This is a genomic window from Imperialibacter sp. EC-SDR9, from assembly GCF_902498805.1.
Lineage (GTDB): Bacteria > Bacteroidota > Bacteroidia > Cytophagales > Cyclobacteriaceae > Imperialibacter.
Genome location: NZ_LR701606.1, coordinates 35,980 through 62,079 on the forward strand (window position 1 = coordinate 35,980; position 26,100 = coordinate 62,079).

The 26,100-nt window shown below is 46.3% G+C and carries 30 protein-coding genes; 9 read left to right on the forward strand and 21 right to left on the reverse strand.

Annotated features, from left to right (window positions below; translation table 11 throughout):
* Window positions 1-7 precede the first annotated feature (7 nt).
* From GC130_RS22725 to GC130_RS22750, 6 genes are read right to left on the reverse strand one after another with little or no spacing between them, the layout of a single operon-like run.
* Window positions 8-1,114 (reverse strand): ABC transporter permease, encoded by a 1,107-nt coding sequence (locus GC130_RS22725; protein ID WP_152000660.1) that lies wholly within the window; start codon window positions 1,112-1,114, stop codon window positions 8-10.
* 27 nt (window positions 1,115-1,141) lie between these two features.
* The gene (locus GC130_RS22730) at window positions 1,142-1,867 is read right to left on the reverse strand and encodes an ABC transporter ATP-binding protein (RefSeq protein ID WP_152000661.1); all 726 of its coding nucleotides are present in this window, start codon (window positions 1,865-1,867) and stop codon (window positions 1,142-1,144) included.
* Window positions 1,864-2,793 (reverse strand): ABC transporter ATP-binding protein, encoded by a 930-nt coding sequence (locus GC130_RS22735; RefSeq protein WP_152000662.1) that lies wholly within the window; start codon window positions 2,791-2,793, stop codon window positions 1,864-1,866. The genes GC130_RS22730 and GC130_RS22735 overlap by 4 nt, the downstream gene beginning before the upstream one ends.
* A 4-nt stretch (window positions 2,794-2,797) precedes the next feature.
* Window positions 2,798-3,694 carry an HlyD family secretion protein gene (locus GC130_RS22740; protein WP_152000663.1) on the reverse strand — a complete coding sequence of 299 codons (897 nt, stop codon included), beginning with the start codon at window positions 3,692-3,694 and terminating at the stop codon, window positions 2,798-2,800.
* A gap of 12 nt (window positions 3,695-3,706) precedes the next feature.
* Window positions 3,707-4,978: a TolC family protein gene (locus GC130_RS22745; RefSeq protein WP_152000664.1), complete on the reverse strand. Its 1,272-nt coding sequence runs from the start codon at window positions 4,976-4,978 to the stop codon at window positions 3,707-3,709.
* 1 nt (window position 4,979) lies between these two features.
* A complete protein-coding gene (locus GC130_RS22750; RefSeq protein WP_152000665.1) occupies window positions 4,980-5,600 on the reverse strand; it encodes a TetR/AcrR family transcriptional regulator in 621 nt (206 codons plus the stop codon).
* A gap of 157 nt (window positions 5,601-5,757) precedes the next feature.
* On the opposite strand from GC130_RS22750, the gene GC130_RS22755 reads away from it, so the two are divergent.
* The 4 genes from GC130_RS22755 (at window position 5,758) to purB (ending at window position 8,596) form a co-directional block, all read left to right on the forward strand.
* Window positions 5,758-6,069 carry a hypothetical protein gene (locus GC130_RS22755; RefSeq protein ID WP_152000666.1) on the forward strand — a complete coding sequence of 104 codons (312 nt, stop codon included), beginning with the start codon at window positions 5,758-5,760 and terminating at the stop codon, window positions 6,067-6,069.
* 224 nt (window positions 6,070-6,293) lie between these two features.
* Window positions 6,294-6,692, forward strand: a complete 399-nt coding sequence (locus GC130_RS22760; RefSeq protein WP_152000667.1) for an SRPBCC domain-containing protein — start codon at window positions 6,294-6,296, stop codon at window positions 6,690-6,692.
* A 44-nt stretch (window positions 6,693-6,736) separates the two neighbouring features.
* Window positions 6,737-7,138 carry a PH domain-containing protein gene (locus tag GC130_RS22765; protein ID WP_193217957.1) on the forward strand — a complete coding sequence of 134 codons (402 nt, stop codon included), beginning with the start codon at window positions 6,737-6,739 and terminating at the stop codon, window positions 7,136-7,138.
* 114 nt (window positions 7,139-7,252) lie between these two features.
* Window positions 7,253-8,596: an adenylosuccinate lyase gene (purB, locus tag GC130_RS22770; protein ID WP_152000669.1), complete on the forward strand. Its 1,344-nt coding sequence runs from the start codon at window positions 7,253-7,255 to the stop codon at window positions 8,594-8,596.
* A gap of 43 nt (window positions 8,597-8,639) precedes the next feature.
* Here purB and GC130_RS22775 read toward each other — a convergent pair whose 3' ends face one another.
* Both GC130_RS22775 and GC130_RS22780 read right to left on the reverse strand, forming a co-directional pair.
* Window positions 8,640-9,320, reverse strand: a complete 681-nt coding sequence (locus tag GC130_RS22775; RefSeq protein ID WP_152000688.1) for a DUF1080 domain-containing protein — start codon at window positions 9,318-9,320, stop codon at window positions 8,640-8,642.
* Window positions 9,321-9,473: 153 nt separating this feature from the next.
* Window positions 9,474-9,953, reverse strand: a complete 480-nt coding sequence (locus tag GC130_RS22780) for a hypothetical protein (RefSeq protein ID WP_152000670.1) — start codon at window positions 9,951-9,953, stop codon at window positions 9,474-9,476.
* Between the two features lie 117 nt (window positions 9,954-10,070).
* Here GC130_RS22780 and GC130_RS22785 point away from each other — a divergent pair, with 117 nt between their 5' ends.
* A complete protein-coding gene (locus GC130_RS22785; RefSeq protein ID WP_152000671.1) occupies window positions 10,071-10,838 on the forward strand; it encodes a class I SAM-dependent methyltransferase in 768 nt (255 codons plus the stop codon).
* Between the two features lie 235 nt (window positions 10,839-11,073).
* Here the strand turns inward: GC130_RS22785 and GC130_RS22790 are convergent, their stop codons facing one another.
* Genes GC130_RS22790 through GC130_RS22815 form a run of 6 tightly spaced genes read right to left on the reverse strand, consistent with a single transcriptional unit; the run spans window position 11,074 to window position 17,355 of the window.
* Entirely contained in the window at window positions 11,074-12,066 is a 993-nt protein-coding gene (locus tag GC130_RS22790; RefSeq protein WP_152000672.1) for a glycosyltransferase family 2 protein, read from the reverse strand.
* A gap of 9 nt (window positions 12,067-12,075) precedes the next feature.
* Window positions 12,076-13,044, reverse strand: coding sequence for a glycosyltransferase family 2 protein (locus GC130_RS22795; RefSeq protein WP_152000673.1), 969 nt, complete (start codon window positions 13,042-13,044; stop codon window positions 12,076-12,078).
* Window positions 13,044-13,565: a DUF4199 domain-containing protein gene (locus tag GC130_RS22800; protein ID WP_226940590.1), complete on the reverse strand. Its 522-nt coding sequence runs from the start codon at window positions 13,563-13,565 to the stop codon at window positions 13,044-13,046. The genes GC130_RS22795 and GC130_RS22800 overlap by 1 nt, the downstream gene beginning before the upstream one ends.
* A 5-nt stretch (window positions 13,566-13,570) precedes the next feature.
* Window positions 13,571-14,092: a DUF4199 domain-containing protein gene (locus tag GC130_RS22805; protein ID WP_152000674.1), complete on the reverse strand. Its 522-nt coding sequence runs from the start codon at window positions 14,090-14,092 to the stop codon at window positions 13,571-13,573.
* A 6-nt stretch (window positions 14,093-14,098) separates the two neighbouring features.
* On the reverse strand, window positions 14,099-15,373 hold the full coding sequence (locus GC130_RS22810; protein WP_152000675.1) for a dihydroorotase family protein: 1,275 nt from the start codon (window positions 15,371-15,373) through the stop codon (window positions 14,099-14,101).
* Entirely contained in the window at window positions 15,370-17,355 is a 1,986-nt protein-coding gene (locus GC130_RS22815; protein ID WP_152000676.1) for a VWA domain-containing protein, read from the reverse strand. Before GC130_RS22815 ends, GC130_RS22810 begins: the two co-directional genes overlap by 4 nt.
* 134 nt (window positions 17,356-17,489) lie before the next feature.
* On the opposite strand from GC130_RS22815, the gene GC130_RS22820 reads away from it, so the two are divergent.
* Together GC130_RS22820 and glgP are read left to right on the forward strand one after the other, a co-directional pair.
* Complete coding sequence (locus tag GC130_RS22820; protein WP_152000677.1) at window positions 17,490-18,116, forward strand: redoxin domain-containing protein; 627 nt, start codon at window positions 17,490-17,492, stop codon at window positions 18,114-18,116.
* Between the two features lie 132 nt (window positions 18,117-18,248).
* Complete coding sequence (gene glgP / locus GC130_RS22825; protein WP_152000678.1) at window positions 18,249-19,901, forward strand: alpha-glucan family phosphorylase; 1,653 nt, start codon at window positions 18,249-18,251, stop codon at window positions 19,899-19,901.
* A gap of 65 nt (window positions 19,902-19,966) precedes the next feature.
* On the opposite strand, the gene GC130_RS22830 is transcribed toward glgP, so the two are convergent.
* The 4 genes from GC130_RS22830 to GC130_RS22845 form a co-directional block, all read right to left on the reverse strand.
* Complete coding sequence (locus GC130_RS22830; protein ID WP_152000679.1) at window positions 19,967-21,085, reverse strand: acyl-CoA desaturase; 1,119 nt, start codon at window positions 21,083-21,085, stop codon at window positions 19,967-19,969.
* A 226-nt stretch (window positions 21,086-21,311) separates the two neighbouring features.
* Window positions 21,312-21,713 carry a hypothetical protein gene (locus GC130_RS22835; RefSeq protein ID WP_152000680.1) on the reverse strand — a complete coding sequence of 134 codons (402 nt, stop codon included), beginning with the start codon at window positions 21,711-21,713 and terminating at the stop codon, window positions 21,312-21,314.
* Window positions 21,710-22,657: a M28 family metallopeptidase gene (locus tag GC130_RS22840; protein WP_152000681.1), complete on the reverse strand. Its 948-nt coding sequence runs from the start codon at window positions 22,655-22,657 to the stop codon at window positions 21,710-21,712. Before GC130_RS22840 ends, GC130_RS22835 begins: the two co-directional genes overlap by 4 nt.
* On the reverse strand, window positions 22,654-23,223 hold the full coding sequence (locus GC130_RS22845; protein ID WP_152000682.1) for a bifunctional 2-polyprenyl-6-hydroxyphenol methylase/3-demethylubiquinol 3-O-methyltransferase UbiG: 570 nt from the start codon (window positions 23,221-23,223) through the stop codon (window positions 22,654-22,656). Before GC130_RS22845 ends, GC130_RS22840 begins: the two co-directional genes overlap by 4 nt.
* A gap of 129 nt (window positions 23,224-23,352) precedes the next feature.
* On the opposite strand from GC130_RS22845, the gene GC130_RS28690 reads away from it, so the two are divergent.
* Both GC130_RS28690 and GC130_RS28695 read left to right on the forward strand, forming a co-directional pair.
* Window positions 23,353-23,514: a hypothetical protein gene (locus tag GC130_RS28690; protein WP_193217958.1), complete on the forward strand. Its 162-nt coding sequence runs from the start codon at window positions 23,353-23,355 to the stop codon at window positions 23,512-23,514.
* Window positions 23,515-23,721: 207 nt separating this feature from the next.
* Entirely contained in the window at window positions 23,722-23,889 is a 168-nt protein-coding gene (locus GC130_RS28695; protein ID WP_193217959.1) for a hypothetical protein, read from the forward strand.
* 143 nt (window positions 23,890-24,032) lie between these two features.
* On the opposite strand, the gene GC130_RS22850 is transcribed toward GC130_RS28695, so the two are convergent.
* The 3 genes from GC130_RS22850 to GC130_RS22860 all read right to left on the reverse strand — a co-directional run bounded on the left by GC130_RS22850 (window position 24,033) and on the right by GC130_RS22860 (window position 25,954).
* The gene (locus GC130_RS22850) at window positions 24,033-24,449 is read right to left on the reverse strand and encodes a hypothetical protein (protein ID WP_152000683.1); all 417 of its coding nucleotides are present in this window, start codon (window positions 24,447-24,449) and stop codon (window positions 24,033-24,035) included.
* A 168-nt stretch (window positions 24,450-24,617) separates the two neighbouring features.
* Window positions 24,618-24,926, reverse strand: coding sequence for a hypothetical protein (locus GC130_RS22855; RefSeq protein ID WP_152000684.1), 309 nt, complete (start codon window positions 24,924-24,926; stop codon window positions 24,618-24,620).
* A 302-nt stretch (window positions 24,927-25,228) separates the two neighbouring features.
* A complete protein-coding gene (locus tag GC130_RS22860; RefSeq protein WP_152000685.1) occupies window positions 25,229-25,954 on the reverse strand; it encodes a hypothetical protein in 726 nt (241 codons plus the stop codon).
* Window positions 25,955-26,100 lie beyond the last annotated feature (146 nt).

The following is a 26,100-nucleotide window of genomic DNA, read 5'->3' on the forward strand; positions in this document are numbered from 1 at the left end:
TTTCAGTTTAACCAAGTCTGACATTGAACTTCTTGATACTCATCCCAATAAAAAACACGGTAAATCCAATCAAAATAAGGGTTTCCTTCCAGAAATAGGCGATGCCGACCCCCTTGAGCATGATGGCCTTTTCGATCACAATGAACCACCTGGCCGGGATAATGTGCGAGATGATTTGCAGTGGTAAGGGCATATTCTCAATAGGAAAAATGAAGCCTGAAAGCAGGATCGTCGGCAGCATCAGTCCCATCAGCGAAAGCAACAGTGCAGTTTGCTGAGTTTGAGCTACGGTGGAAATTAGAATGCCCAGCGACAGCGCCATAATGATGAAAAGCATGATCTCTGCCAGCAATAGTGGTACGCTTCCCATTATAGGCACACCAAAGACATACCTGCCGAGCAGCAGCACCACTACGGCATCAAGAAATGCCAGACTGAAGTAAGGCACCACCTTAGCTATAATCACCTGACCGGGGTTCATAGGCGAGGCAAGCAATACCTCCATTGTGCCAGTTTCCTTTTCTCTGGCTATCGAAATGGATGTCATCATGGCCGATACCAGCATGAGCAAGATGGTAATAAGGCCCGGAACAAAAAGAAACACGCCTTTCAGGCTGGGGTTGTATTGCAGCCTCACCTCAGCCCCCACAAGAATGGGGGGCTGCCCGGGTTGGTTCAGTTCCAGTTGAAAATTCTGGATGATGGCAGTGGCGTAATTAACCAACGTATTGGCCATGTTCGGGTCGGTGGCATCTGCCAGCAGTTGCACCGATGCTTTTCCTTCATGCTGGAGCTTGTCTGCAAAATCAGGCTCGACTACCACAGCCATCTTTATCCTGCCCTCCCTGAATAGCTGTTCAACGTCGTCAATACTTTCAGCCTGTCCGTCAGGGAGAAAGTATCCGGAGGCAACCAGCTTATCAGCTAACCTGCGTGACACCTCGTCGTGCGACTGATCGAGGATGGCAATGTGAGCATCTTTGATCTCATTGGTGATGGCATAACCAAAAAGCAGAATTTGCACCACAGGCATTCCGAAGAGTATCAGCAGCGTTCGCTTGTCTCTGAAGATGTGGTAAAACTCCTTTCGTATAAGTGAAGTCAGTCTTTTCATAGTGAAATGCTATCTTCTTTGGCCGCCCTAAGGCCGGGCCACCTTGATAAATACTTCGTTCATGGTTTTCACACCATATTTCTTTTTCAAACCTTCTGGTGTATCGTAGGCCTCCACCCTGCCATCCACCATCATCGAAATCCTGTCGCAGTATTCTGCTTCGTCCATGTAGTGTGTGGTTACAAACACGGTGATGCCGTCGTGGGCTGCTTCGTAAATCATTTCCCAAAACTGTCGCCTGGTGATGGGGTCTACTCCCCCTGTAGGCTCATCGAGAAAAACGATCTTGGGGTCGTGAAGAATGGCGATAGAAAAAGCCAGTTTTTGTTTCCAGCCCAATGGCAGGTCTTTCAGAAGCTTACCCTCCACTTCGTCGAGTCCTAGTCTTTTTATAAGCCTTTCTCCTTTTTCCTTCCACTGCTTTCTCTTCAAACCATAAATGCCGCCATAAAACCGGATATTCTCTTTGATGGTCAGGTCGTCGTAAAGCGAAAACCGCTGGCTCATGTATCCTATGGATTTTTTGATCTGGTTTTGTTGCTTAAACACGTCGAAACCAGCTACCATTGCCTTGCCGGAAGTGGGGCTGAGCAAGCCTGAAAGCATCTTCATGGCGGTGGTTTTACCGGCACCATTGGCTCCCAGAAACCCGAAGATTTCTCCCTGCTTCACTTCGAGCGAAATGGAGTCGACGGCCTTGAAGGTGCCGAACCTCTTGGTGAGATTTTCTACTTCTATGATAGAACTACTCATGCCGCTACATGTTGATTCATCAACGCAATAAAGCAGTCCTCTATATCCGGTGCTACCTCCACTATCTCCCAGTTCTCCATCCCCTGAGCGCTGAGGTATTTGGTTAGCTCTTCACTCGTCAGCTTGCCTTTGTCGGACACCACGTGGATGTTTTCGCCAAATGGATACACCAGTGTGGCCTGCTCCAGCATTCGAAGCGACGAAAGCATGTTGTACTTTTCGTTTGTTTTGATGGCCACAAGAGAGTACGCATAGGCAGTAGTAATTTTTGCCGGTGTATCGACAGAAAGAATGCGGCCGTCTTGCATGAGGGCCACCCGGTCACAAAGGCTGGCCTCGTCCATGTAGGGAGTGGATACCAAAATGGTCATTCCTCGTTTTTTCAGCATCTGAAGAATCTCCCAAAACTCGCTTCTCGAAACGGCGTCTACACCAGTTGTAGGCTCATCGAGGAAAAGAATTTCGGGGCTATGCACAAGTGCACAGCACAGGGCGAGCTTCTGTTTCATTCCACCTGATAGCGCTCCGGCTCTGCGTTTTCTAAAAGGCTCAATTTGAGAATAGATATACCTGATATTCTCATAATTCTCTTCCAGCGTGGTGTCATAAATGGAAGCAAACAGATTGATGTTTTCTTCAATACTCAGGTCCTGATAAAGAGAAAACCGACCAGGCATATAGCCCATTTTTTTGCGAATTGAAGCATAGTCTCTGGTGACATCAATGCCCAAAACATTTACTTCGCCACTATCGGGCAGCAACAGCGAAGACATAATCCTGAAAAGTGAAGTTTTGCCAGCACCATCGGGGCCAATTACCCCGAACAGCTCTCCTTTTTTAACATTCAGAGAAATTTCCTTTAATGCCTCCACATGGGCATAGGTTTTCACCAGGTTCTTTACAATAACTGCGTTTTGATTTTCCATGACCTTAGAATTTAACCTCACCCGGCATTCCTATTTTCAATGCCCCATCGTTGGGCACCATCACTTTGATCGCATACACCAAATTGACCCTTTCTTCCCTTGTTTGGATGATTTTCGGCGTGAACTCGGCTGATGACGAGATCCATGACACCGTTCCTTCATTCTCTTTCAAATTGCCGTCGCTGCCGTCGGTCAGCACCCTCACCTTTTGGCCAATTTTGATGGAGGCCAACTGCGGTGCATCTACGTAGGCCCTCAGTGTCAATTCCTTCAGGTCGGCTACCTTAAAAAGCGGCTTGCCAAAAGTTACAATCTCACCTGCTTCAGCATATTTTGACAGCACCGTTCCTCCCAGCGGGCTTGCCAGCACACTGCGCTGAATTTGATCTTCTATTTGCTCTATCTGCACCTCCAGAGGAGCCAACTCAGACAACAAGCCTCTGTTGGCTGTGCTTAGCTGGCTTTTGGTGGCGTCAATTCTATTGTTCAGCACCTTCAACTCCCCGTGCAGGTCGTCACGCTGCTTTGCAGTCGCTGCCCCTTCGGCGAACAGCTTGTCCACCCGTTTGATCTCCCTTTCGAGGTTCTCCTTCTGCTCAAGCAGCACGTCGATCTGTACTTTTTCGTTTTGAAGCTTACTTCTGATCGCTTGCTTAGAGGCTATGAGTTGCTTTTTCTTCAAATGGAGGCCAAGGGTATCCACCAGTCCAATGGCAGCACCCGCCTTCACCTGGCTGCCCTCCTCCACCTTTAGCTGCAGGAGCTTGCCTGTGGCTTCCGAAGAAACCAGCACTTCGGTCGCTTCAAAATTGCCATAAGCATCCGACCTCTCTTCATTTTTGTTGCATCCTGCCAACCCGATCAGCAGTAATGCACTTGCTGTGTATGTGAAAATTTTCATTGCTATAGTTCCTTAAAGATTTCCTGTAAGTGTAAAGTATTGTACCTGATACCATGCCTTGTCGATCTCGTGCATGCGGGCCGTAATTTTTGCCCTTGTAAGCTGATCCAGCGCAGTGATGTAGTCGGAAGAGGTGACAGTTCCGCCTTCGAGCCTGGCAGCATATTCCCTGACAATTGACTCCTGCAACCTGACGATCTCAGCGTCCCTTTTCATCACCTCGTCAGAGGCCAACCATTTCTTTCTCCATTGGAGGGTGCCATTTTCGAATTGGCTCATCGCATCGCTGCGGCTGTTTTCGAGCAGCTGCTCCTGAATTTGCAGCTCTTGCCGCTCCTGCTTGCTGGCTCCCCAGTCGAAAAGTGGCCAGTAAAGCCTTACTCCCGCCATATAGAACCCGCTAAGGTCGGTTTTAAAGAAATTGTAAGGATTGGGACTACCAAAGCCACCTCTGGCAAAAGCACTTACCTTCGGCTTAGTTCTCGCAGCAATGAGCTCCCCCGCCTGAGAAAGCACAGTTTTCTGCTCACTCAAATAGCTGAGCTCCGGTCGGTTGATCGTTGCTTCATCCTCCAGTGGAATGGTGCCGCCGGGAAGGGTCAATACTGCATCTACCGAGAGAGGCTGCCCAAGTTTGTCGCCCAGCATGGCTACAAGCCCTTCTTTTTCTGCCTCCGCAGCTACAAGCTGTTGTTCGATGGAGAGTATTTCCTTTTCGAAGGCGGACTTGTCGCTCTGCAAAAGCACTCCGGTAGAAAACCCGGCATCAATCACCTTCTTTCGCTCCAGCAAAGTGTTCCTTGCAGCTTCAAGGTTTTTTTCAGCTTCCTGAATCCTGAGGATACCAAAATACAAGCTGTTCACAGACTCCTTTACCTTGTACAGATCGACCTCCACTTTCTGCTGATTGGCCGCCAGTTCTCTTTTGGAAGCTTCTCTCGACTGCCTGACCATGCCGCCGTCGTAAATACTCTGTTCGATGCCCACCGTAGCCTGGTACTGGCTTTTTGGAATTTCCGGCGTTTCAGCGCCTGGAATACTGAATGGCAATGAAAACACGTCGCTCTGATAGCTCCACTGCCCATTCAGACTCACTTGCGGACGATACGCCAGTCCCAGCCGTTCCTCTTTGGAAGCAGCCAACTCTCCATAAAGAGCTGCCTGCCCCGAAAGCGGTGTATGCTGAAGTGCCAGCTCGTAGCAGCCCTGCAGGCTGATAGTTTCCTGGGCGTAAACCCCGGCCACCATCGCCATTGCACTCATTGTTAATACAAACCTCTTCATATTATTCGTTTGTTGATTTGTCAGTTAAATAGTTCCAAATGATCACCGGAACTTCCTTTTTTCTTCTCTCAAGAAATTTGTTATAGTCTTCTTCACTAAGTCCGAAGACCGGCCTGAGAATAGGCTTTGCAATGACAGGAAAAACGCACAGCCCCATGATAGAGCTGATGAGATCCACTGGTTCTATAGGTCTTATGGTACCTTTAGCCGCTTCAGCCTTCAATTGCAAACCCAGCCCCAACGCCACCTGCGAAACTTGCGAACCAATTTTACCAAACAGCTTTTCGGGGTTTCTTGAAATTTCGTTGATGACAAAAAGAGGCATGAAGGGATTGTTCTTCATCAGTTCCACATAGTGCTCCACAAACTGCATCAACTTTTCTTTTAGGGGCATTTCCTTCCCAAGAATACCAAACAGGGCCGGGCCATTTGACTGGAGTGTCTCCATGAAAACCCTTTCGAAAAGCAAGTCTTTGGACCTGAAATAGTAGTGCAGCAATGCTTTGTTGATGTCGGCCTTGTCAGCAATTTCCTGCATTCTCGCTCCCGCCATTCCCTGTTGAATGAATACCTCCCTGGCGGCTTCCAGTATCTTTCTTTCTGTACTTACATCCTTCGTCATGATGCAAATATACGAAGTCTTAACCGAAAGGTTTAACCAATTGGTTAAATTTTTTGGTTAACAAATGATATTTAATCGTATGTCATTGTCTAACAGTACTTTAAACATATTTTCGATTTTCTGGCAAAAATAGATTAGATTAATCCTTTAATGATTTATGATGTCGGACAAAATACTCACCAGGCCCTGGACGGAATTTGAGCTCAAGCAAAAGCTCGCCAAAATGCCTGTGCTCCCTGAGTACAAACTGCTTATTCAGGTGAGGGAAATTCTTCTCGACAGCCGACTGGCCAATGAAAGACTCGACTCACTCATTGAGCTGATCGAAAAAATACCACTTCACAGGTCTCAGGAAGAAAGAGATATTTTTATTGAGCATCTGCAGAAGGTGCTGGTGGATGTGCGGCTTTCATCGGAACTAACAGGAAATGTTGTGAAACTGCTTAGGTCAATAGAAAAGCAATCCTGACTTATTTACGGTTGCCGCTAAAATATTTCGATCTTCACAGTGCTCTTTTTGGCTCATCTAAAAGACCTGTTTCCATGGTTTTTTCTTGATATTTTCGTATTTTACTAGTGAAAAAAAACAACAGGGTTGAGAAGATATTTTGAAAGCTTTTCTAATTTTCCCACCTGAAAAATTAAAGTTATACCAAACCAACACAAAACACTCCAGCCCGTCTGGAATGAAAAATGGAAACTCGTGACTTACACCACAAGGTGATCCTGAAAACAGGACCCAATCAGGCTTATGAAGCCATTCTTGACCCCAAAAAACATAGTGACTTTACTGATAGTCCCGCAGAAAACGACGGAAAAGTAGGCGGAGAACACAGCGCTTTCGACGGCTACTGTTTTGGTGAAAACGTGGAGCTCTCTTATGGAAAGCGCATTGTGCAAACCTGGCAAGCCGACGAGGATGGCTGGCCGGAAGATCACTTCTCCAGGGTCATCTACGAGTTTACGGCAGTTCCCGGCGGCACGCTTCTTACTTTCAAACAGCTTGGTGTGCCCGAAGAAGTGGCAGACAGCATTGACCAGGGATGGATCGACTACTACTGGGAGCCACTGAAGGCGTATTTTGAGGACTAGTATCGTTGATGAGGACAAGCTTTCCATCGAGAAAAGGGCCTATTGTGGGTTTAATATACCTGGGATTGATCTGTTTGCTGTTTTTCCTGATGGGCCTTCCGGCGATAAGAAGTGGGAATCTTATCTTACTTTCCATTGGGCTGCTCATTCTGGGAGTATTCGGAATCACATGGTTTGGCATCCGCTATATCATTGAAGAAGGGAACTTGATGGTTAAGATCGGCCCCCTCATTGAACGAACAATTCCCATCGGCGAGATTTTAACTATCCATAGAAGCTATGAATTGCAGAGTTCGTCCTCCGGCCCCTCGCTGAAAAAATTGAAGGTAAGGTTCAAGGGTGGGCACGCTTTGATTACCCCAGGGCGGGAAGGAGAATTTCTGGCGGAACTGAAGGCGGTAAATCCACAAATATTTATTGATTTGGAAACAGCCACCATGCTTTAAGCTGGCCCCAGCAGGAGTTTGAAATTCGTCGAGGCTGCCCCCTGCCTACTTTGTTTCAATCAAGAACACTATTCTAGCCATAATTCCGTACTTTTGCCCCTTCTCTTTTTAAGCATGGATTTAACACATTTAACAGCCATTTCGCCTGTCGACGGCCGCTATAGAAAACAAACGGCTTTGCTGGCTCCCTACTTCTCAGAATGGGGGCTTATTCGCTACAGACTTCAGGTAGAAGTCGAATATTTCATAGCGCTTTGTGATATACCACTGCCTGCCCTTGGCTCTTTCCCAAAAGCCAAGTACTCCGAGTTGAGAGCCATTTATAAAGACTTTTCGGAGAAGGATGCGCTGGCCATCAAGGAAATAGAGAAAACGACCAACCATGACGTGAAGGCGGTGGAATATTTTATCAAACAGAAGATGGATGCTGCCGGCCTGTCTGCCTATAAAGAATACATCCATTTTGGTCTCACCTCGCAGGATATTAACAATACCGCCATTCCTCTAAGCCTGAAGGAGGCTTTGCAGGAGGTTTACCTGCCCAAATTGAATGAAATAATTGCCTCGCTGGCAGCTATGGCCGCCGACTGGGAGAAAATACCGATGCTGGCTAAGACACACGGGCAGCCCGCCTCTCCTACTCGTCTTGGCAAAGAAATCAGGGTGTTTCAGGTACGATTGGAGGAGCAGATAAACGGATTGAAAAACATACCGTTTGCGGCCAAATTTGGCGGTGCTACCGGCAATCTCAATGCCCACCACGTGGCCTTTCCCACCTACGACTGGGCTGAGTTTGCCAACGGTTTTGTAGGCAATAGCCTGGGATTGAAAAGGAGCTCTCCCACTACCCAAATTGAGCACTACGACCACATGGCGGCTCTTTTTGACGGGCTCAAGCGCATCAACACCATCCTGATCGACTTTTCAAGAGACGTGTGGCAGTACATTTCCATGAACTACTTTAAACAGCGAATCAAAGCCGGTGAGATTGGTTCATCGGCCATGCCACACAAGGTAAATCCAATCGATTTTGAAAATGCGGAGGGGAATCTTGGTATAGCAAATGCCATTTACGAGCACTTGTCTGCCAAGCTGCCCATTTCAAGGCTGCAAAGAGATCTGACTGACTCAACGGTGCTAAGAAATATTGGCGTGCCCATTGCCCACAGCTATATCTCCCTGCTTTCGCTGGCAAAGGGCATTGGCAAGCTGGAGCTCAATCAGGCGGCTATTGATGCCGATCTGGAGGACAACTGGGCGGTGGTAGCCGAGGCTATTCAAACGGTACTTCGAAGAGAAGGCTTTGCCAATCCATACGAAACGCTAAAAGCACTCACCCGCACCAACGCCAAGATAACGAAGGAGAGCATCAGTACTTTTATCGATGAGCTTGAGGTAAGCGAAGACATAAAAAAAGAGCTGAGATTGATCAGCCCTTTCAGTTTTACAGGAATCTAAGAAGCTGTTGGCTAAAAGCTAACGGCCAATAAGCAAAAGCTTTCTACAATTCCTTGATTCTGATGTTACGGAACCACACTTTGTTGCCGTGATCCTGCAAGGCAATTTTGCCCGTTGATGATTTTCCGAAAGCTTCCCACTTGGCGAACTTGCTTTCGCTGACCATTTTATCCCAAACGGGGCCGCTGGTAGGGTATTCAACCACTTTCTTTCCATTCATGTAGTGAGTGGCTTTTCCGTCTTTGATCACCAGTTTTACTTTGTTCCATTCCATCGCTGGCTTGTAAGCTGAGGGGTCGCTGGGGGGGATCATGTCGTACAGAGACGTCGCAAGGCGGTTACCATTTTTACCCTGTTTGGCGTCCGGGTGGCGCTCGTTGTCAAGCACCTGCATTTCAGGGCCTGTGTAGTAAGGAGCGTTGTACTTGGCGTCTTCTATGCAGTGGAACATGATACCGCTGTTTCCTCCTTCAGAAATTTTCCACTCAAGCTCTAATTCAAAATCGCCGTAGTCCTTGTTAGTAACCAGGTCGCCAGCGCCACCGGCAGTCAGCACAATGGCACCATCTTCCACCTGCCATTTCGGATCAACTCCTGATTTATTGTAAATGTGCCACTGATCGATGGTTTTTCCATCAAACAAAGAAACCCACTTTCCTTTTTGCGCATTGGCAGCAAAGGAAAAAGAAAGCATCACCATAGCCACGACGCTTAAGCTTTTCATTACTTTATTCATATTGATGTGTTTTGTGCCCAAAAGGCGTTGTTCAACTTCAAAACCCTAAGTAGAAATGATTTTATTTTTTTACCTAGTGAATATACCTAAATGTACCGAATGAATGGCACATGGTCAATTTTGGCTGTGAAGCGAACCAGATCAAAGTGAGACTGCTTCGATATTAAGTGCCTCCGGAGCTGAACTATCTCCAATAAAGTCGCCGGTATTAACACGGCAGTCTTCGATCCTGTTCTTTAGTATGAGTTTCCAAAAGGGTGACCGTCGAAATACCAGTCCCGTTTTCACAAAGAAGTTGTTGGTCATCTTCTTCCACATAGTTTCGTAGCCTGGCTGGCCTTCCTTTAGCAGTACATACTCAAAGCCCATCTTGTGCGTTTCCTGCAGGGCGCAGGGGTTCCCATACAGCACTCCTTTTGTCTCTGTTATGATAATATAGCGAGGGTATTCTTGTTTTGGGAAATCCTTTTTTGCGTCGTTTTTCTTTTTTTGCTTCAGCACCCATGAAGGGGAATCCTTGTCTATAGGCTTTTCTTTCGACTGCGCAGTTGCCATGCGTAAGCTTCCCAGAAAGAAAGCTGTAGTCAGTATTATTAAAAGAATAGGGAGCCTAAGACGCATGGTTTCGAATATACTGGTAATTCTCCTCAATCAATATTTCCTTATTTCGATTCCAAGCTGGTTTGGGCTTCGAATCTACTATATTTGCAGGCATTTCGGAACCAGATCGCTATAGTTTTGAAGCACATCATTAGTTTTTTGCTACGGACAGTACCCAGAAAATACCTACAGCTTTTCAGCCATTGGGTGCTCAAGGTGGTCTCCATCTTCTACATTGGCAACAAAGTGGAATGCCCGGTATGTAACGCCCACTTCCGAAAGTTCTTGCCCTACGGCAGGCAGTCCCGTGAAAATGCACTCTGCCCCAACTGCCTGGCCCTGGAGCGGCACAGGCTGATGTACCTGTTTCTCAAGAACAAGACTAACTTTTTCACCGATAAGTTGAAAGTGCTTCACGTGGCCCCGGAAATCTGCTTTATAGAAGCATTTGAAAAACTTCATAAAGACGACTACATCACGGCCGACATAGAATCGCCTTTGGCGAAAGTGAAGATGGATATCCATCAGGTGCCGTTTGACAACAACACCTTCGATGTGGCCTTTTGCAATCACGTGATGGAACATGTAGACAGCGACCTGAAAGCAATGAGCGAGTTGCACAGAGTGCTGAAGCCTGGTGGGTGGGCAATTATCCAGGTGCCGTTCTTTTATCCGCTGGAAGAGAAAACGGTTGAAGACATCACCATCACCGACCCAAAGGAGCGCTACCGCAGGTTTGGGCAGGACGACCACGTTCGAAAGTATGGCAAGGACTATGCTGAAAGGCTGGCTAGCGCCGGGTTTACAGTTGATGCCAATGACTATGTGAAGGAATTACCGGACGAAGTAGTTACCAGGTATGCGCTACCAAAAGACGAGACAATTTTCTTTTGCAAAAAGGCATAAGCTAACGTGAGTTCGATATAAGAATGTCGTCACTCCGGAAAATATTGGCCTAAAATCAAAATGGGCCAATATTTATCCCAGGCGGGCAGCCCGGAATCTCATATGTCTTGAGGCGGAGATTGCGCCGACGTGGAACGGATAATTTTCTTCAGATGAGAAAAATATCTGAAGAAAATTTCCGCAATGACGCCCTCGGTGATGTTTTGTTACTTTCTTATATCGAACTCACGTTAAGCTATTTATAAAAGGTATTGGCGTATCCAAACTTAGGCTTTCTTCTGAGTACATACACCTCAAATCCCGCTTTTAAGAAACCCAGTCCATAGCCGACCAGCTGCACGAATGCGGCCGGTACTGACAAGATCCCGGCTGGCAGACCATTCTTAGTTGTTGAATCAACCAGGATAATGGCCGCATAGATCAAAAGCGGAAAGAGCCTGTTGGCATTGAACAGCAAGGCCCAAACGACCAGAAAGAGCACCGCAACAGCAAACAAAGCCGGAAATGTGTGTACGGCCTTTGTAGAGCCGGGATGCAACAACTGCAGGTGGATTCTTGCCACGCCGGAGTTGAACACCTGCTTATAAAACTGCCTGAAGTTGCTTCTGCGTTTGTGATACACCCAGGCCTCTTCAATCAAAACGCCTCTCACCCCTGCCTTTTCTGCCCTCAGGCTCAGGTCAATGTCCTCGCCAAATCGCATGCCTCTGAAGCCTTCAATTTTTCTAAAAAGCGTTGATTCAATGCCCATATTAAAGCTTCTGGGCTTGTAGGCTTCCATCGATTTCTTTCTCCCACGAATGCCCCCGGTGGTAAGAAAAGACGTCATGGAATAGTTGATGGCCTTTTGAGTAGCGGAAAAGTCGGGGGCAGCGTTGTCGGGCCCACCAAACAACAGAGGCAGCTTTGGCAGTGCCTCAAGGGAAGCTAAATAGCCCTGGGGTACAATTACGTCAGAATCCAGGAAGACCAACCACTCGCCCTTTGCCTGCAAAGCCCCATTGTTTCGGGCAGCTCCCGGGCCGGCGTTGGGTTGGAAAAGATAAGTGAGGTCGAGTCTGCCAGCAAAGGTTTCCACTACTTTGTCGGCCCTCTTCTCCGATCCATCCTCCACCACAATCACCTCAAAGTTTTCGGCGTTCTGGTCACAAAGGCTGTCAAGAAGTTCCCTGAGTTCTTCCGGCCGATTATAAACCGGTACTATGAATGAGTATTTGGGCTTAGCCATAGGCCAAAGCTATAAACCTGACCTTTCAATGACCAGATAATCTTCACTCTTATTGCTCGTGATTGTCATCATTTCAGCCAGGAAGCCAGCCAGGAACAGCTGAACGCCTACAACTACAGCCAGCAGAGCGATGTAAAACAATGGCTGATCGACAATTTCCCTGACCGGAAGTTTGAGCCTGAGGTTGTTCCATTTTTCAAGCGCCATAAAACCGGTAACGCCGGCTCCAAACACAAAAGTGAGTGTGCCCAGCGTGCCGAAAAAATGCATCGGACGGCGCTTGAATCTGGTAACAAAGGAGATAGAGAGCAGATCAAGAAAACCGAAAATGAAGCGTTCCAGTCCAAACTTTGTGCTACCGTATTTTCTGGCGTGATGCAGCACCTCTTTTTCGCCAATGCGAGAAAACCCGTTCCATTTGGCAATGAGCGGAATGTACCGATGCATTTCGCCATACACCCTAATGTTTTTTATCACCACAGACCGATAGGCCTTCAGCCCGCAGTTGAAGTCGTGCAGCGGAATGCCCGACATGATGCGGGTAACTCCATTAAAAAATTTGGATGGGATGGTCTTGCCAATCGGGTCGTGCCGCTTCTTTTTCCACCCCGACACCAGGTCGTAGCCATCTTCCGTGATCATGCGATAAAGCTCAGGAATTTCATCTGGGCTGTCCTGAAGATCGGCGTCCATGGTGATAACCACCTTGCCCTCTGCTACCGCAAAGCCTTCGTGCAAAGCAGCGGACTTCCCGTAATTTCTATTGAACCGTAAGCCTTTGACACAACTATTGCCCATGCCAAGCTCCTGGATAGTTACCCAGCTGGCGTCAGTGCTCCCGTCATCCACCAGTATCACCTCGTAGGTAAACTGGTTTTCCTTCATCACCTTTTGTATCCATTCACACAATTCCTGCAGCGATTCCTCTTCGTTTTTAAGAGGAATCACTACAGAAATATCAGGCTTATCTTCTGTCATTAAACTTCAAGTTGCGGATCGGTCTTCTTTGTTATGGCAGACACAATCAGGCTCAATATAAAGCCGAAAATCAGAGTGCCAATAATGCCCATTACAAATATCATCTCAGGCGTCATAAATTTTTCAGTGATTGACATTGCCTGGTCAATTTGCGCATCGGACATTCCTTTCTCCTCCATATCGTACCTGGCTTTGTCCATTGCTTGCTCCATGATGGTGGAGTCGATGAAGGACATGTATATATAGCTGAACACCATAGATATCACACCTCCAATCAACGATATCCAAAAGCCGATTCCTAGCCCCTGACCGTACGACATAAAGCCGTCGCCGTCCTCCTTGAATTTCTTGTGTGCCAGGTAAATAACGACAGCTAGAAAAATGTAGTTAATATAAGAAAGGCTTTGGTATTCAAGTGCTAAGCCGCTCACCTGCAAAAGAGTGCCGTAAATGATCATGATAATGCCAACGATGACACCGTACTGCATGCCGACACCTCTGGTTGTTACTTGTTGTTCCATGGTTTTTAGTTTTTAGGTTTTGTTCTGAGAATCATAGAGAGGATAATGGTAAAAAGCAGACCAAAGACCGTTTTTTGCAGAAAAGCTTCGAAGGAGATTTTGATAGTGCTGGTAGCACTTATACTCCGAATCATTTCATCATAGCTTTCCTGCCCAACATCTTTAATAGTCTCAGCCTTTTCACTATCAGCACTCTTTAAAGCATTAGTGACAAAGTCTGCTAAAAGATTACAATCGTAGTACTCCAAAAACATCCAGGTAAAAAGCCCCACGATACTTGCAATCACAATATAGCAAAAGAATCCGACGGTCATCCCTTCCCAGAAAAACATGATTTTTCCATTGTGAACATCACGAAACTCCCTAATGGCCGAAAATAAAAACAACGCCAGCAACACTTTGTCAATCACATTCTCGGCAAACAAAGGATTATCGCCCAACAGGTAGATCACCATGAAAAGAACAATCATGACAAAAGCGCCGATTGTCCCATACTTAAGGGGCACTTTGATCAAAGGATTCTTCATGCCTTCTTAGTTGGTGGTTTGAACAAGACCATTATTAGAAACTGCTGCCACCATACCGGTCAGCTCTTTGCCAAAAAAGGGATTGTTGATCGATTTGCTGAGGTTGGTTTTCTTATCGAACGTCCATTTGGCGGATGTATCGACGACTGTCAGGCAGGCATCAGCGCCAACCTCCAATGCAACCGGTTCCAGACCAAGCACCTTTCGTGGCCCGGCGAAGACAGCGAGCAGCGACTGCTCCAGCGACAGCTCGCCTTTAATGTCCAGTTGGTTGAGCACTGGCCAGAGGGTTTGAAGCCCGGTGATGCCAAATTCTGCCAGGTCAAATTCCAGCTTTTTGCTTTCTTCATCCTGCGGCTCATGCGCCGACACAATAGCGTCGATGGTGCCGTCCTTCACTCCGGCGATCAGTGCCTTCCTGTCCTTTTCGGTGCGGAAGGGAGGTGATACTTTATAGTTGGTATCGAAGGTGCTCAGGTAGGTGTCGTTGAAACAAAGATGGTGCGCCGACACATCGCACGTAACTGAGAGTCCATGCTTTTTGGCTTTTTTGATCATATCGACAGCCTCAGCCGAAGACACCAGTGAAAAATGGATCTTCCCGCCGGCGTATTCCAATATTCTCAAGTCACGCTCCACCATGATGGTTTCACCAGCTACAGGCACTCCTCTCATGCCCAGTCTTGTGCTTTGCACACCTTCATGCATCACACCAAATTTTGCCAGCCACTTATCTTCTGCCCTGTTCATCAACACACCATGAAGTGGCTGAAGATATTGCAGTGTTTTCAGCAGAATATCCGTGTTCCAGATTGGGTCATGTCCATCGGTAAAAGCTGCGGCACCTGCATGGTGCAGGTCTATCATTTCACTCAGCTCCTCCCCTTTGCGCCCAAGCGTAACCGCTGCCATTGGATGCACCGTTGTTACTTTGCCCCGCCCTTTCGACTTCAGGTATTCGATATCGTTCTTCGTTTGTATGGTGGGGTGGGTATCTGGCAGCAGGCACACGTCTGTAAAGCCTCCGGCCGCAGCAGCTTTCAACCCTGATGTCAGATCCTCTTTGTGCTCCATACCCGGGTCGCAAAAATTGGCTCGCAGGTCGAACCAGCCTGGCGTTACTATCAGGTCTTTGCCTTCAATTGCTTTTGTGCTATTGGTAGTCTCCTTCAAACCCAGGTAGTCAATTTTTCCATTTTTCACGGAAAGGTGGACTTTTTTCAGATGGAATTCCGAGGAGGGGTTGATCAGTTTTACACCTTTCAGGTATAGGCTACTCATAGGAAACGAAGTAATAAGACCTCAATAAGTAAAAATGCTAACGCCAAAATTAAGGCATATTTCCACAATTCCTTTCCATTGAAGCGTTCGTTCAAATTCTTTTCGAGATCTTCAGGAGATAGCACATTGATAATCTCTTTTTTCTCCACCGTGTTAAACAACTCCAGCACCGACTCCTCCGGCAAAGGTTTGAGTTGCGATTCGCCTTTCTCCAGATTGAACGCCAGCGCATCTACCAGCTCGTCCCTGAACTTCACATCGTAGTAGCCTGCCTGCATCATAAACCTGGGCAGTTCCAGCCTTACATTTGCCCCAACCGACTGCTGGCCGGGGACAATCTCCTGTCCATTACCGCTTAGCTTGTACAGATCGGTATCTGTTACTTCCGACCCATTGACGGTGAGCAGTATTTCATCAAGTGTATAGTAAAGGCGGCCCTTTGTGCTTCGGGCACCGATAGCCATTTTATACATGATTGGAACAAATAGGGCGTTGTTGGAAAACGTGCTACTGGTGGGCGCTAGAGAAGCAGCCAGCAGGTACAAAACCCCCGAAGAGGCATTCGTTCTCGTCAAATAGGGGGCACCTGACCTGTATTTCAGCAAATGATCGCCATTGTTGCCCCAACTCATTTGCATGGCAGCCGCCGGCATTTCCATTTTGTCGGCAGAGGCCTCAAAAATATTCTTAAAGAATGGGTTATTGAGGTCGGGTTGAGCAATTTCCTGCAGATTGGTCTGCACACTTTGCCTGAGGGCACTGTAAATATTTGTCCACCCGCCATCAAAACTTTGGGATGATGGAATAATCAAAACCGTCCGTCCGTTGTCGAGAGAGCTCTTGATAAAAGCTTCCAGCCCGCTATTCAATTGATCAACCTCATTGATTACCAGCAGCTCAGCATCTTCAAAGCTTCCGTAGTCAATATTGCCAGCGTTGAAGGACTGCAAATCGAACAAAAGCTCGTTGGCAAACACCCGGCCAATGGCAGAAGAGGCTGTCCTGCCCCGAATCTCCATGATGCGCACCCTGGGCGACTGATTCAGCGTCAGGTAAAACTCATTGTCGAAAAGAATAGGGAAATCGTCGATACTGAGATGGCACCGATTGAACTCTTCGAGTGCCATATTGAGCTCAAATGAAAGGGTGGTCTGCCCATTGGGTACCAGGTCGGTGGTGAGTGCCCCCGCTTGAATGTCGTTGACAAAAAACTTCACCGGCATATCAGTTTTTATTTCTTCGCCCGTATTGCGTAGCGAAACAAAAAGGGTATTGGTTTGACCCTCGATCAGGAAAGGGCTTTCAAGGTATACCGTGTCAATAAAAATATTGGCGGAAACAGGAAAGGCAATGGCCACCAACTTAAAATTATTGACGGAGTCCCCATCCGATACCGGCTGCTCAGGGCTGTAGGCAAAGTCGCTGATCCAGTAAATGTCTTTTTCCGTGGCGCCCAGCTCCATCCGGCCAACGATCTCATCGGGCGATCTTACGATGGATGAGTAGCTCAGCTCGGTAAGCAATTCTTCGACATCCACCTTGCTTTTGGCATGATTAGAAAACGGCGCAAAATCGTTGGTAATAAGCTGGAAGCGTGTTTCTCTTGGGTATGCTTTGAGCACTTCGCTGATCATCCCAATGCTTACATCTAACCCGGGGGCTTCCGTGCCCGTCAGGTTGCTCATGCTCTGCGAGTTGTCGAGGTACAGCACCACGTCGCCACTCAGCTGCTTGCCGTCGTTGGAAGGCATGAAAGGCTGGGCAAAAGCCATGACCAGAAAAAAGACGGTCGCAAGTCTCGAAAACAACACCAGCCAATGCTTCAATTTCAGTTTGGAGCTGCTCGTCTGCTTCACATGCCTGAGCATGTTCACATTGGAGAAATATATTTTTTTCGCCCTGCGAAAATTAAACAGGTGGATGAGGATCGGAATAGAAAGTGCAAGAAGAGCCCAAAGGAATTGAGGAAATAGAAAATTCATGAAATGACTGTCTTCTTCTTTTTGTTAATCTCTAAACGGAATCCAAAGTAGAAGGATTGCCGATGATTTGGAAAGATAATGGAAAGCTTTGTCATATTTTTTCTATCAAGGGTATTAAGCCCTAACTTTAAGGTATGAACAGTCGGTGGCACGTAAGCTTCTTAACCCTCATTGGCCTGATTACTAGTCAGCTACTGAGCATTGGTGTGCTGGCGCAAACTATTCCCACCGACCTTGGTAATTTCAGTGAGTCGCTTAGGAAAATTGAGTTAGAAAACTACGACGGCCAGCCCTATTCTCTTTCATCATTTGAGCACCAGAAGCTCACACTTTTGATCCTTATGGCGCACGATTGCCCCATCTGCCAGCAGTACACAGGCAAGTTCAGGGAGCTGGCGCAAGTAGATGGGCTCAGCGTGGTGGGCATTGCTCCCAGCGAAGGAGAAACCAAAGAAACCGCCGGTGCCTTTGCTGCCAAATACAAATTCGACTTCCCTATTCTGCTCGACAGCCACCAGGTGGTCACCCACATTCTGAAAGCCAAAGTAACTCCTGAAGTTTTTCTTTTTAATCAAACGGGCGACCTGCTCTACAGGGGCAAAATAGACAATTGGTTTTATGAGCTGGGCAAGTACCGAAACGTCGTCACCGAGCACTACCTCGACGATGCCATTGCCGCCGCTCTTGCCGGCAAAGCCATCAACCCAAACAAAACGGAGCCGATTGGCTGCATGCTCAACATGAGCATGAAACACCACTAAGTCAGGAGCAAACAGCCCTCAATTGCTTCTTTATGCTTACCGCAAACCTGTTCAGGGAAATCGGCTGTTTCATTCTTGCTGTCCTAAATTTGTTTTGCCTATTTTCGCTCATCAAAACAAGCACAATCAACTATGAGTCAATACAGTAAATGGTTTCACCCCTATAAATACGATGCTAAGTACAAGAAGAAGGTAGCCTACTTTAGCATGGAATTTGCCATTGACCAGGCGCTGAAAATCTATTCGGGAGGTCTTGGGTTTCTGGCGGGCTCGCACATGCGAAGTGCTTATGAGCTTAAGCAGAATCTGGTCGGCGTTGGCATACTGTGGCAGTACGGCTACTACGACCAAACCCGCAACATGGATCAGTCGCTCGGCGCTGTTTGGACAGAGAAAAACTACAGCTTTCTAGAAGATACGGGTATCATTGTCGATGTTCCCATTTTCGACAATGGCAGTGTAAAGGCCAAGGCGTATGCCCTCAAGGCCGACACCTTTGGCAGTGCGCCTATCTATCTGCTAAGCACGGATATCCCTGAGAATGACTACCTGTCACGCACGATTACCCACAGGCTGTATGAGGACAATGAGCTTACAAGAGTAGCCCAAAGCATGGTGCTGGGCGTGGGTGGCTACAAGGTGATTGAAGCCCTGGGCGGCGCCGACATTTACCACCTTAACGAAGGCCATGGATTGCCGGCCTTTACTCACATGTATGCGCAGGCAGCCGATAAAAAGAAGCTGAAGACCCAATGCGTATTCACCACGCACACACCGGAAAAAGCCGGTAATGAAGAGCATTCCCTGGAGCTGTTGAACAAAATTGGCTTTTTCCCTACTGGCTGGAAGCAGGAAGAAGTAGATTGGATCACGGACAAATCAGGAAAAGTGAGCTACACCGTGGCGGCATTGCGCCTGGCCAAAAAAGCCAATGCGGTATCTAAAATCCACGCCGGGGTGTCGAAGGAAATGTGGGGCCCTTTTAAAGATACCTGCGAGATTATTCCGATCACCAATTCTCAAAATGTGAGCTACTGGGCCGATAAAGAGCTGAACGCCGCCCTGGAGAAAAATAATGACAAGGCTTTGATAGCCAGAAAGAAGGAGATGAAAAGCGAGCTTTTCAAAATCGTGGCCGACCAATCGGGCAAGCTGTTTGACCCCGACGTACTCACCATCGTGTGGGCCAGAAGATTTGCCGCCTACAAAAGGCCGGATCTGCTGCTCAAAGACTTCGACAGGTTCCGCAAGCTGGTAACTAATACAAAAAGGCCTGTTCAGATAATTTGGGCTGGCAAGCCCTACCCCAAAGACTACGGTGCCATCGACATCTTTAACCACCTCGTGAGGGTGTCGAAAGAGTTTGCCAACTGCACGGTGCTGACAGGGTATGAATTGGCACTGAGCCGCTCATTGAAAAACGGCAGCGACATTTGGCTGAACACGCCCAGAAAGCCCAGAGAAGCTTCGGGCACCAGCGGCATGACAGCCAGCATGAATGGCAGCGTGAATTTATCGATTCAGGATGGCTGGATTCCGGAGTTCGGCAAGCATGGCGTAAACAGCTACCTGATTCCTGATGGCACTGACTTCAACGACCACCCGAAGCTTGACCAGGAGGACTTTGAGGGGATGTACAAAATCCTTGAAAAGGAGATTCTTCCTACTTACTACGACAAGCCAGACAAGTGGCTGGACGTGATGAAAAGCAGTATGAGGGATGTGGTGCCGTATTTCAGCAGCCACAGAATGGCCGACGAGTACTACGAAAAGCTTTACTCATAAAGCAATTGGGGCAGTTGACTGGATCAACTGCCTCTTTATTTTTTATAGCTGAATTTAAAAAGGTTTTACGGCACAAATACAGCCTCAAGCACTGGCGATGCATCCTTTTTGCCAAGCGCTTTCAGCACTTTGAAATGGCTCGCCACTGCGTCCCGAAGCCTTCGCTTTGACTTATATGGATGCCCGAATTCCTCCGACGTTTCTTTGACAATCTCGGATAGCTTGTCATAGTGTACGTGGCAGATATTGGAAAAAAGATGATGCTCCACCTGGTAGTTCAACCCCCCTACATACCAGGAGAGCAACTTGTTGTGCTGAGCAAAATTGGCCGTGGTGTGTAGCTGATGCACTGCCCAGGTATTGTAGATATTGCCGGTTTCGTCAGGCACAGGATATTCGGTGCCCTCCACCACATGCGCCAGCTGGAAAACTACTGCCAGAATAAAGCCAGCTATGTAGTGCATCACAAAGAAGCCTATCAACACGTGCCACCAGGCAAACGGCAGCACCAAAATTGGTATCACTATGATATAGGAATAGTATACGACTTTGGTGAGTATCAATACCGACCATTCCTTCAGCTCAGTCGTCTTTTGCTTTTTTATCTGGCCGGCCCTTTTGTACCTGGTCAACCGCTCAAAGTCTTTGAACACAATCCAGATAAATGACAGAAGGCCGTAGAAAAACCACGCATAGATAAACTGGAACTTGTGGAAGGGCTTCCAGTCGGTGTGGGGACAAAAACGAAGCACTCCACGTGGCTCAATGTCTTCATCGGTTCCGTCAACGTTAGTGAACGTGTGGTGGAGCACATTGTGTTGCACCTTCCAGTTGAATGCGTTGCCTCCCACCATGTTCAGGGAATAGCCGAGCAGTGTATTTACCCATTTCTTTTTTGAATACGCACTATGGTTGGCGTCGTGCATCACCGACATGCCAATGCCCGCAAGGCCAAACCCCATAACGGCACTCAAGGCATAAAACACGTAGAGGCTTGAAAAAGAGCCTGCTACAATGACTGCGTAGGGGCCGAAATACAGCGTAAACATGGCAATAGTCTTGAAGACCATGGCAGAGTTGGCATTGCGGCTAATGTTTTTTGTTTTGAAGTACTGGTTGACTCGGTGATTCAGAGTAGTGAAAAAGTCGTACTCCTTCGACACAAATTTAATGGATTGGCTCATGTAGCTTTTATTGGTGTTTTAGTGACCTTCGCTAGAATGAGTGATCCAATGAAGAGCAGCGATGTGAGACTAGATAAAAGGAAAATTGCTGGTAAGAATGAAAATAATTCGGGACGGCATCTGCAATATAGCCCTTATAACCCTGCATAGCTACACAAATCTGATATATCTGGCAGACGGAAAATTGCAGTGACCAATTAAACCAGAAGCAGGCAAGCTCAATTGGTTAGCCAAATACTTTATTCCTGTTCCTCAATAAATAAACTCCTGCAAACAGGAAGGCCAAACTGAGCAGCGAGCCAGCTATTCCAAGCTGATCGTGAACATGCCCCTCAGGTATGGGCTTTACAAATTGATTCACGATGCTCAGTAACAACCTTACAAAAGACCACAAAACGACTAATACAGCCCATAAACTTAGCACACGCATAAATGCTTTCTCCGATCTGTAAAACCCAGTGAGGAATAGTGCCACGATTGTCATAATAAAAACGACTGGAACATAGCTTCCAATCACAGCATAAGAAATGCCTTTATACAAAAAGAAGAGCAGTGTGATCCCTAAAATAGCTACAAACCAAAGATGCTTCACCAGCATGCTAAACCTTCGCTCTTGCACAGCGCTCATAGTATTACTATTTTTCTTATGACGTCCTCAATCATGTCAGAGCAAGACAACAGATACTGAAAGTTGACTGTTTCAAACGTATCATCGGGGCTATCCTTGTAGGGAGTAGAATCTCTGAAATAGTAACATTCGCCAGCCCCTATTACATTGTACCCACCCTGAACGAAGGCATCAAAATCGGTTGAGCTGTTATCGTATCCTACCGGATCAATAGCGATTTCTTTAAGTGGCTTCTTGTGGGCACCTGCCGTTGTCCGATAAGTGTCCAAAAGCGACTCCGAAGCCGAATAAACTTCCATGGCACTATCTTCGTCTGCATCCCACCCAACCATATCAAAGAAGTGGATTGAATGTATATTCCACTGCTCTTCATGAATGAATGCTTCAAAGGCCTTACTTCCAATCAATTCCTCCTCTTCCTGGTCGAAGAAAACAATCACCAGATTCCTGTCTCTAACCTCACTTTTTGCCAGCTCCTTTACCACGCTGTATATCAGTGCAATTCCCGTCGCATTGTCAATTGCGCCCGGGGCATTTCTCTTTCCTGTATCATAATGCGCACCCAAAACAACGTACTCGTCGCTGTTTTTGGTGGCTGGAAGAATTCCATAAATATTAGTGCCTTTGAACGGCTCAAGCAATAAGTCAATAGCGAAATTAAGGTTGGGTGACGTATAATGATTTTCCCGGGGCTCAATGCTCAGACTTGCTATCAATTCCTTTAAATACAGTCTTGCAACAGCCCTTTCTTCTACTGACCAGCGACTTTTGATCAGCCTTTTATTGGCCAACTCATATTTTCCTGATAAATGACCAACAATTGTCCGTTGATATTCAGCTTTGCTTTCAGGCAAAACCTCAACAATAAGTGCGTCGGATTCCTCATTGTAGTGACAAGAGGATAGCAGTAGTATTAAAAGAAAAGCCTGTAAGGTATTTCTCATTTCTTTCTCACGATATACATACAATATTTAGTTGTTGATTTATGGCCTGATTCGTCATCTTCGTACCTGTAAACCAGGGATGAATCATTTACCGTCTCAAAATCTGATTTTGAATTGCTTATTGCTCCCTTTAAGATCCTGACTTTGGAACCGGTATCCTGTACACATACGCAAATCAAGCCATTGGTCTTTAGGTCGCTGGCAATTTTATTGATCAAAGAAATTTCTTTTTGTCTGTCACGTTGCTCGAAATGAAACATGGAATCGAGCAATACAATGTCAAAATCGCCGTAGTTATCAAAATCATATATATTACCGACCAATCCAGCGATTTTCAGGTTTTCTGCGTTGCATATGCCAATCATCTGGTCGATGCCGACTTTTGAACTATCAACTCCGGTTACCGTATATCCGAGTTTTGCCAGAGCTATAGCATCCCGCCCTTGTCCACAACCCAGGTCGAGGAGTTTTCCTTTGGGTTCGTGGTTTTTGAAAAACTCAACCAACTCGGTATATGGTCCTCCAAATAGATTTTCAGTCTCGTAGTATTTGTCGTAGTCAGCCATTTATTGATTTCCTGATTTGGACTGGCGTTCAGCGCTCGACAGGTCATGCAGCATCGGGATTGATAAGAACTACCGCCTTTCTCCACAATAGCCAAGCTTTGCCAACCGTAGCTTTTGCTAAGGCTGACCATGATAAAATTAGCCGATGTGGCGGACAATCCAAGCGAGTTGCAGCTTCCTTACCGCCGAGCCCCCATACATGGAAGGTTTGTGTTAGCGACTTTTTCCATCGGCCAGTCGTCTATGTCGCTGTTCGAAAAGGTAGAGTCCAAAGAAAAACCAACAAACTAGGCTTAGAAGTGCATACGATCCCATTTGATCTTTCTGGTATCTGATCATTACACCAAAGTCAAAAATGATTTGTCCGCCTGCCTCAATCTGGTACAAATCAAATTGCCTAAGCATGTATAAATAGGCTTGAGTCTTACTAGGATGGTAAAGGGTAACCTTTGTATTCATAGGAAGTTTAGTAACCAAATCACCAAACCGAGGCTCAAAATGGTCACGAAGTCTAAATGTGTTGAAGCCATTTGCCAGCTGGATTTTAAGGTTGTGTTCGATACGAGGGTTCCTACCAAATGGCTGTTCTTCGGTAATTTTAACGGAGTAGATTTCTCCACTGGTTGTTTCAAAGTCACTGAGCCCAATGTTGGTTATGTAAAGTAGGCCGAGGAATCGCCATGCAAAGACTAATGCAATGGCTGGAAAAAGGAATTTGAACAGAAAGCTGGCCTTTCCTGATTCATTCCATAAGTATTTAAGCCAAGCAGTCATTTAGAGTTGTAATTCCTATTGGGACTAACGCTGAGTCAGCGAATGCTCATTTTGTTAATCATATAACTTTCGTATTGCTGAAAATTTGTTTCGTAGTCTGATGATATTACTGGCAGTTCGCTTGTCAGCTTAACATATTTCCGTTTCTTCCTGTTGCCTGGATTCTGAAGTTCGAGTTCCATTTTGTCTTGAATCACCGTAATCACCTTGTCCTCCCAAGTTGAGCCCCGGTAGGGCTCTATGGACGTAAATGTTAGCATTTTATCGTCATAATCAACCTTGTATAGATGCATGAGTTGATATTCAAAGTCAAATCCGATGGCGAGCGTGTCTAAAATCCACAGTTCAAAAGGCTCGCCTTCAATAGCCCATTTGCCATTAAGCTCGTCAGCCGAGTATGTCGAACAGCCAAGAGTAAGAACAAGAGTTATGGTAGTTGGCAGATTTTTCATGTAGAAGATCATATTGTCACCTCGGTAAAATGAGTGTGGGAGTTTTATGCAGCTCCGCTTACGCTAGTACTTAGCCACGGCGATGTTAAAATTATATTTTGTGACAGAGATTCCAATCCCGCAAATGATTGAAAACTGATGAAACCGCCATTCATTGTTAGCGGCGTGTTAGCTACCTTCCTTTTCGAATTCCCGAAGCATCTTCTCCGCCTCTTTAAGTTCATCATCTGTGTCCGCAATCCATGTGTCATATTGGAAGGCGCCTAGAGAATCAAAATGAAGGTCCATGTAGTGGTTCAGTCTCATGTATATTGTTGAGTCGTCGAATGGGCTATCCTCATGAACCTCGTCCAGCTTGTCATAGAGCTCAACAATAATCGTGTAAGAACCATTTTCATGAATTTGAAGCAGTTCGTATTGAAAGTCAGCTGGATTTCTATTCAAAGAATCTATAACAAATGACCTCGAATTATCCATAACTGTTAGGTAAAGGGTGTCAAGAATCTCGTTTTCCGAAAGCTCGAGGCGTTCATGTTCCGACCACACAAGGTTTGTGCGATCAGTGGTTTGATTACAACAAACGACAATTATTGAAAGTAGGATTATGAGAAAGCAGTCCTTCATATATGGTAGCTATCGTCTAGCTGATCGAGTATTACAAAACACAAACTTCTCAACTGGAACAAGCCACCTATATTTAAATTTCCAAACCGTGGCCAACTTTCCAAGTCCCATTAAATTATCCTTACCCAAGAAACCGAATTCATTCATAGCATTGGTCAATTTCCAATTCTTTTCGTCATATAGTCGTCAAAATTCCAGCCTTCACGAGTTCGGTTCTGTTGCGGGGTTCGTTCTGGATGTTCATTCACAAACTCTCCGTAGTAATAATCTTCACATCTGATTGTTTCAAAATATTCAGTCACTTTCTTCATTAGATAGCTATCGTTGAATAAATAAGAGCCAGGTAGATTTTCTGGTAGTTTATTTTCAAGTACGGGGTATAGGGTTAGATAATTTTGATAGTTAAAAAGCTCTGGTTCAGAACTGTCAAATTCAAAGACTAATAGTTCGGCGCTTCTATCTTTTACTTTAATCTTGATGGAAATTCCTCCAGTGCTGATTCTCCTTTTTCGCATGTAGGCATTGTCAATGCAGAAGTTTAAGCTATCTAAACTCAATTTTATCGGTTGCACTTGTTCACCTTCAACCGTTCTTCGAATGACAAAGTCTGTTCTCGGGTTGCTCACGAGTTCAGAAAGGCTGTCTACCAAGTTTTCCGGAATCACTATCGGGTTGGTGGAAAAGGCAAAGTCTGAAATTTTGTAGTTCGCTAGAGTTAAATCATTCCCTGTAAGGTGAAATGTGAGTTGATGAACTGGACGACCTTCTTTAGTCGGCGGTTCATCATTTTCCTGTGCAATAATTTCGATTTCGCTGAAAGTCTGGCTTCTCAGTTGATAGAAGCAAAACAATGAAATAAATGATGCGAGGAAGTATCTCATGCTCAGTAATATGGTAGCTAACAATATAGTGTTTTAGAGCCAGTTTGTCCAAAGATAAACCAATCGGTTTAATGCTGGGTCGGTAAAGACAAATTGGCTCTAAAACAGCGTTGAACGGGGCTCCTGGGTGCTATGGGGGTAGTTAG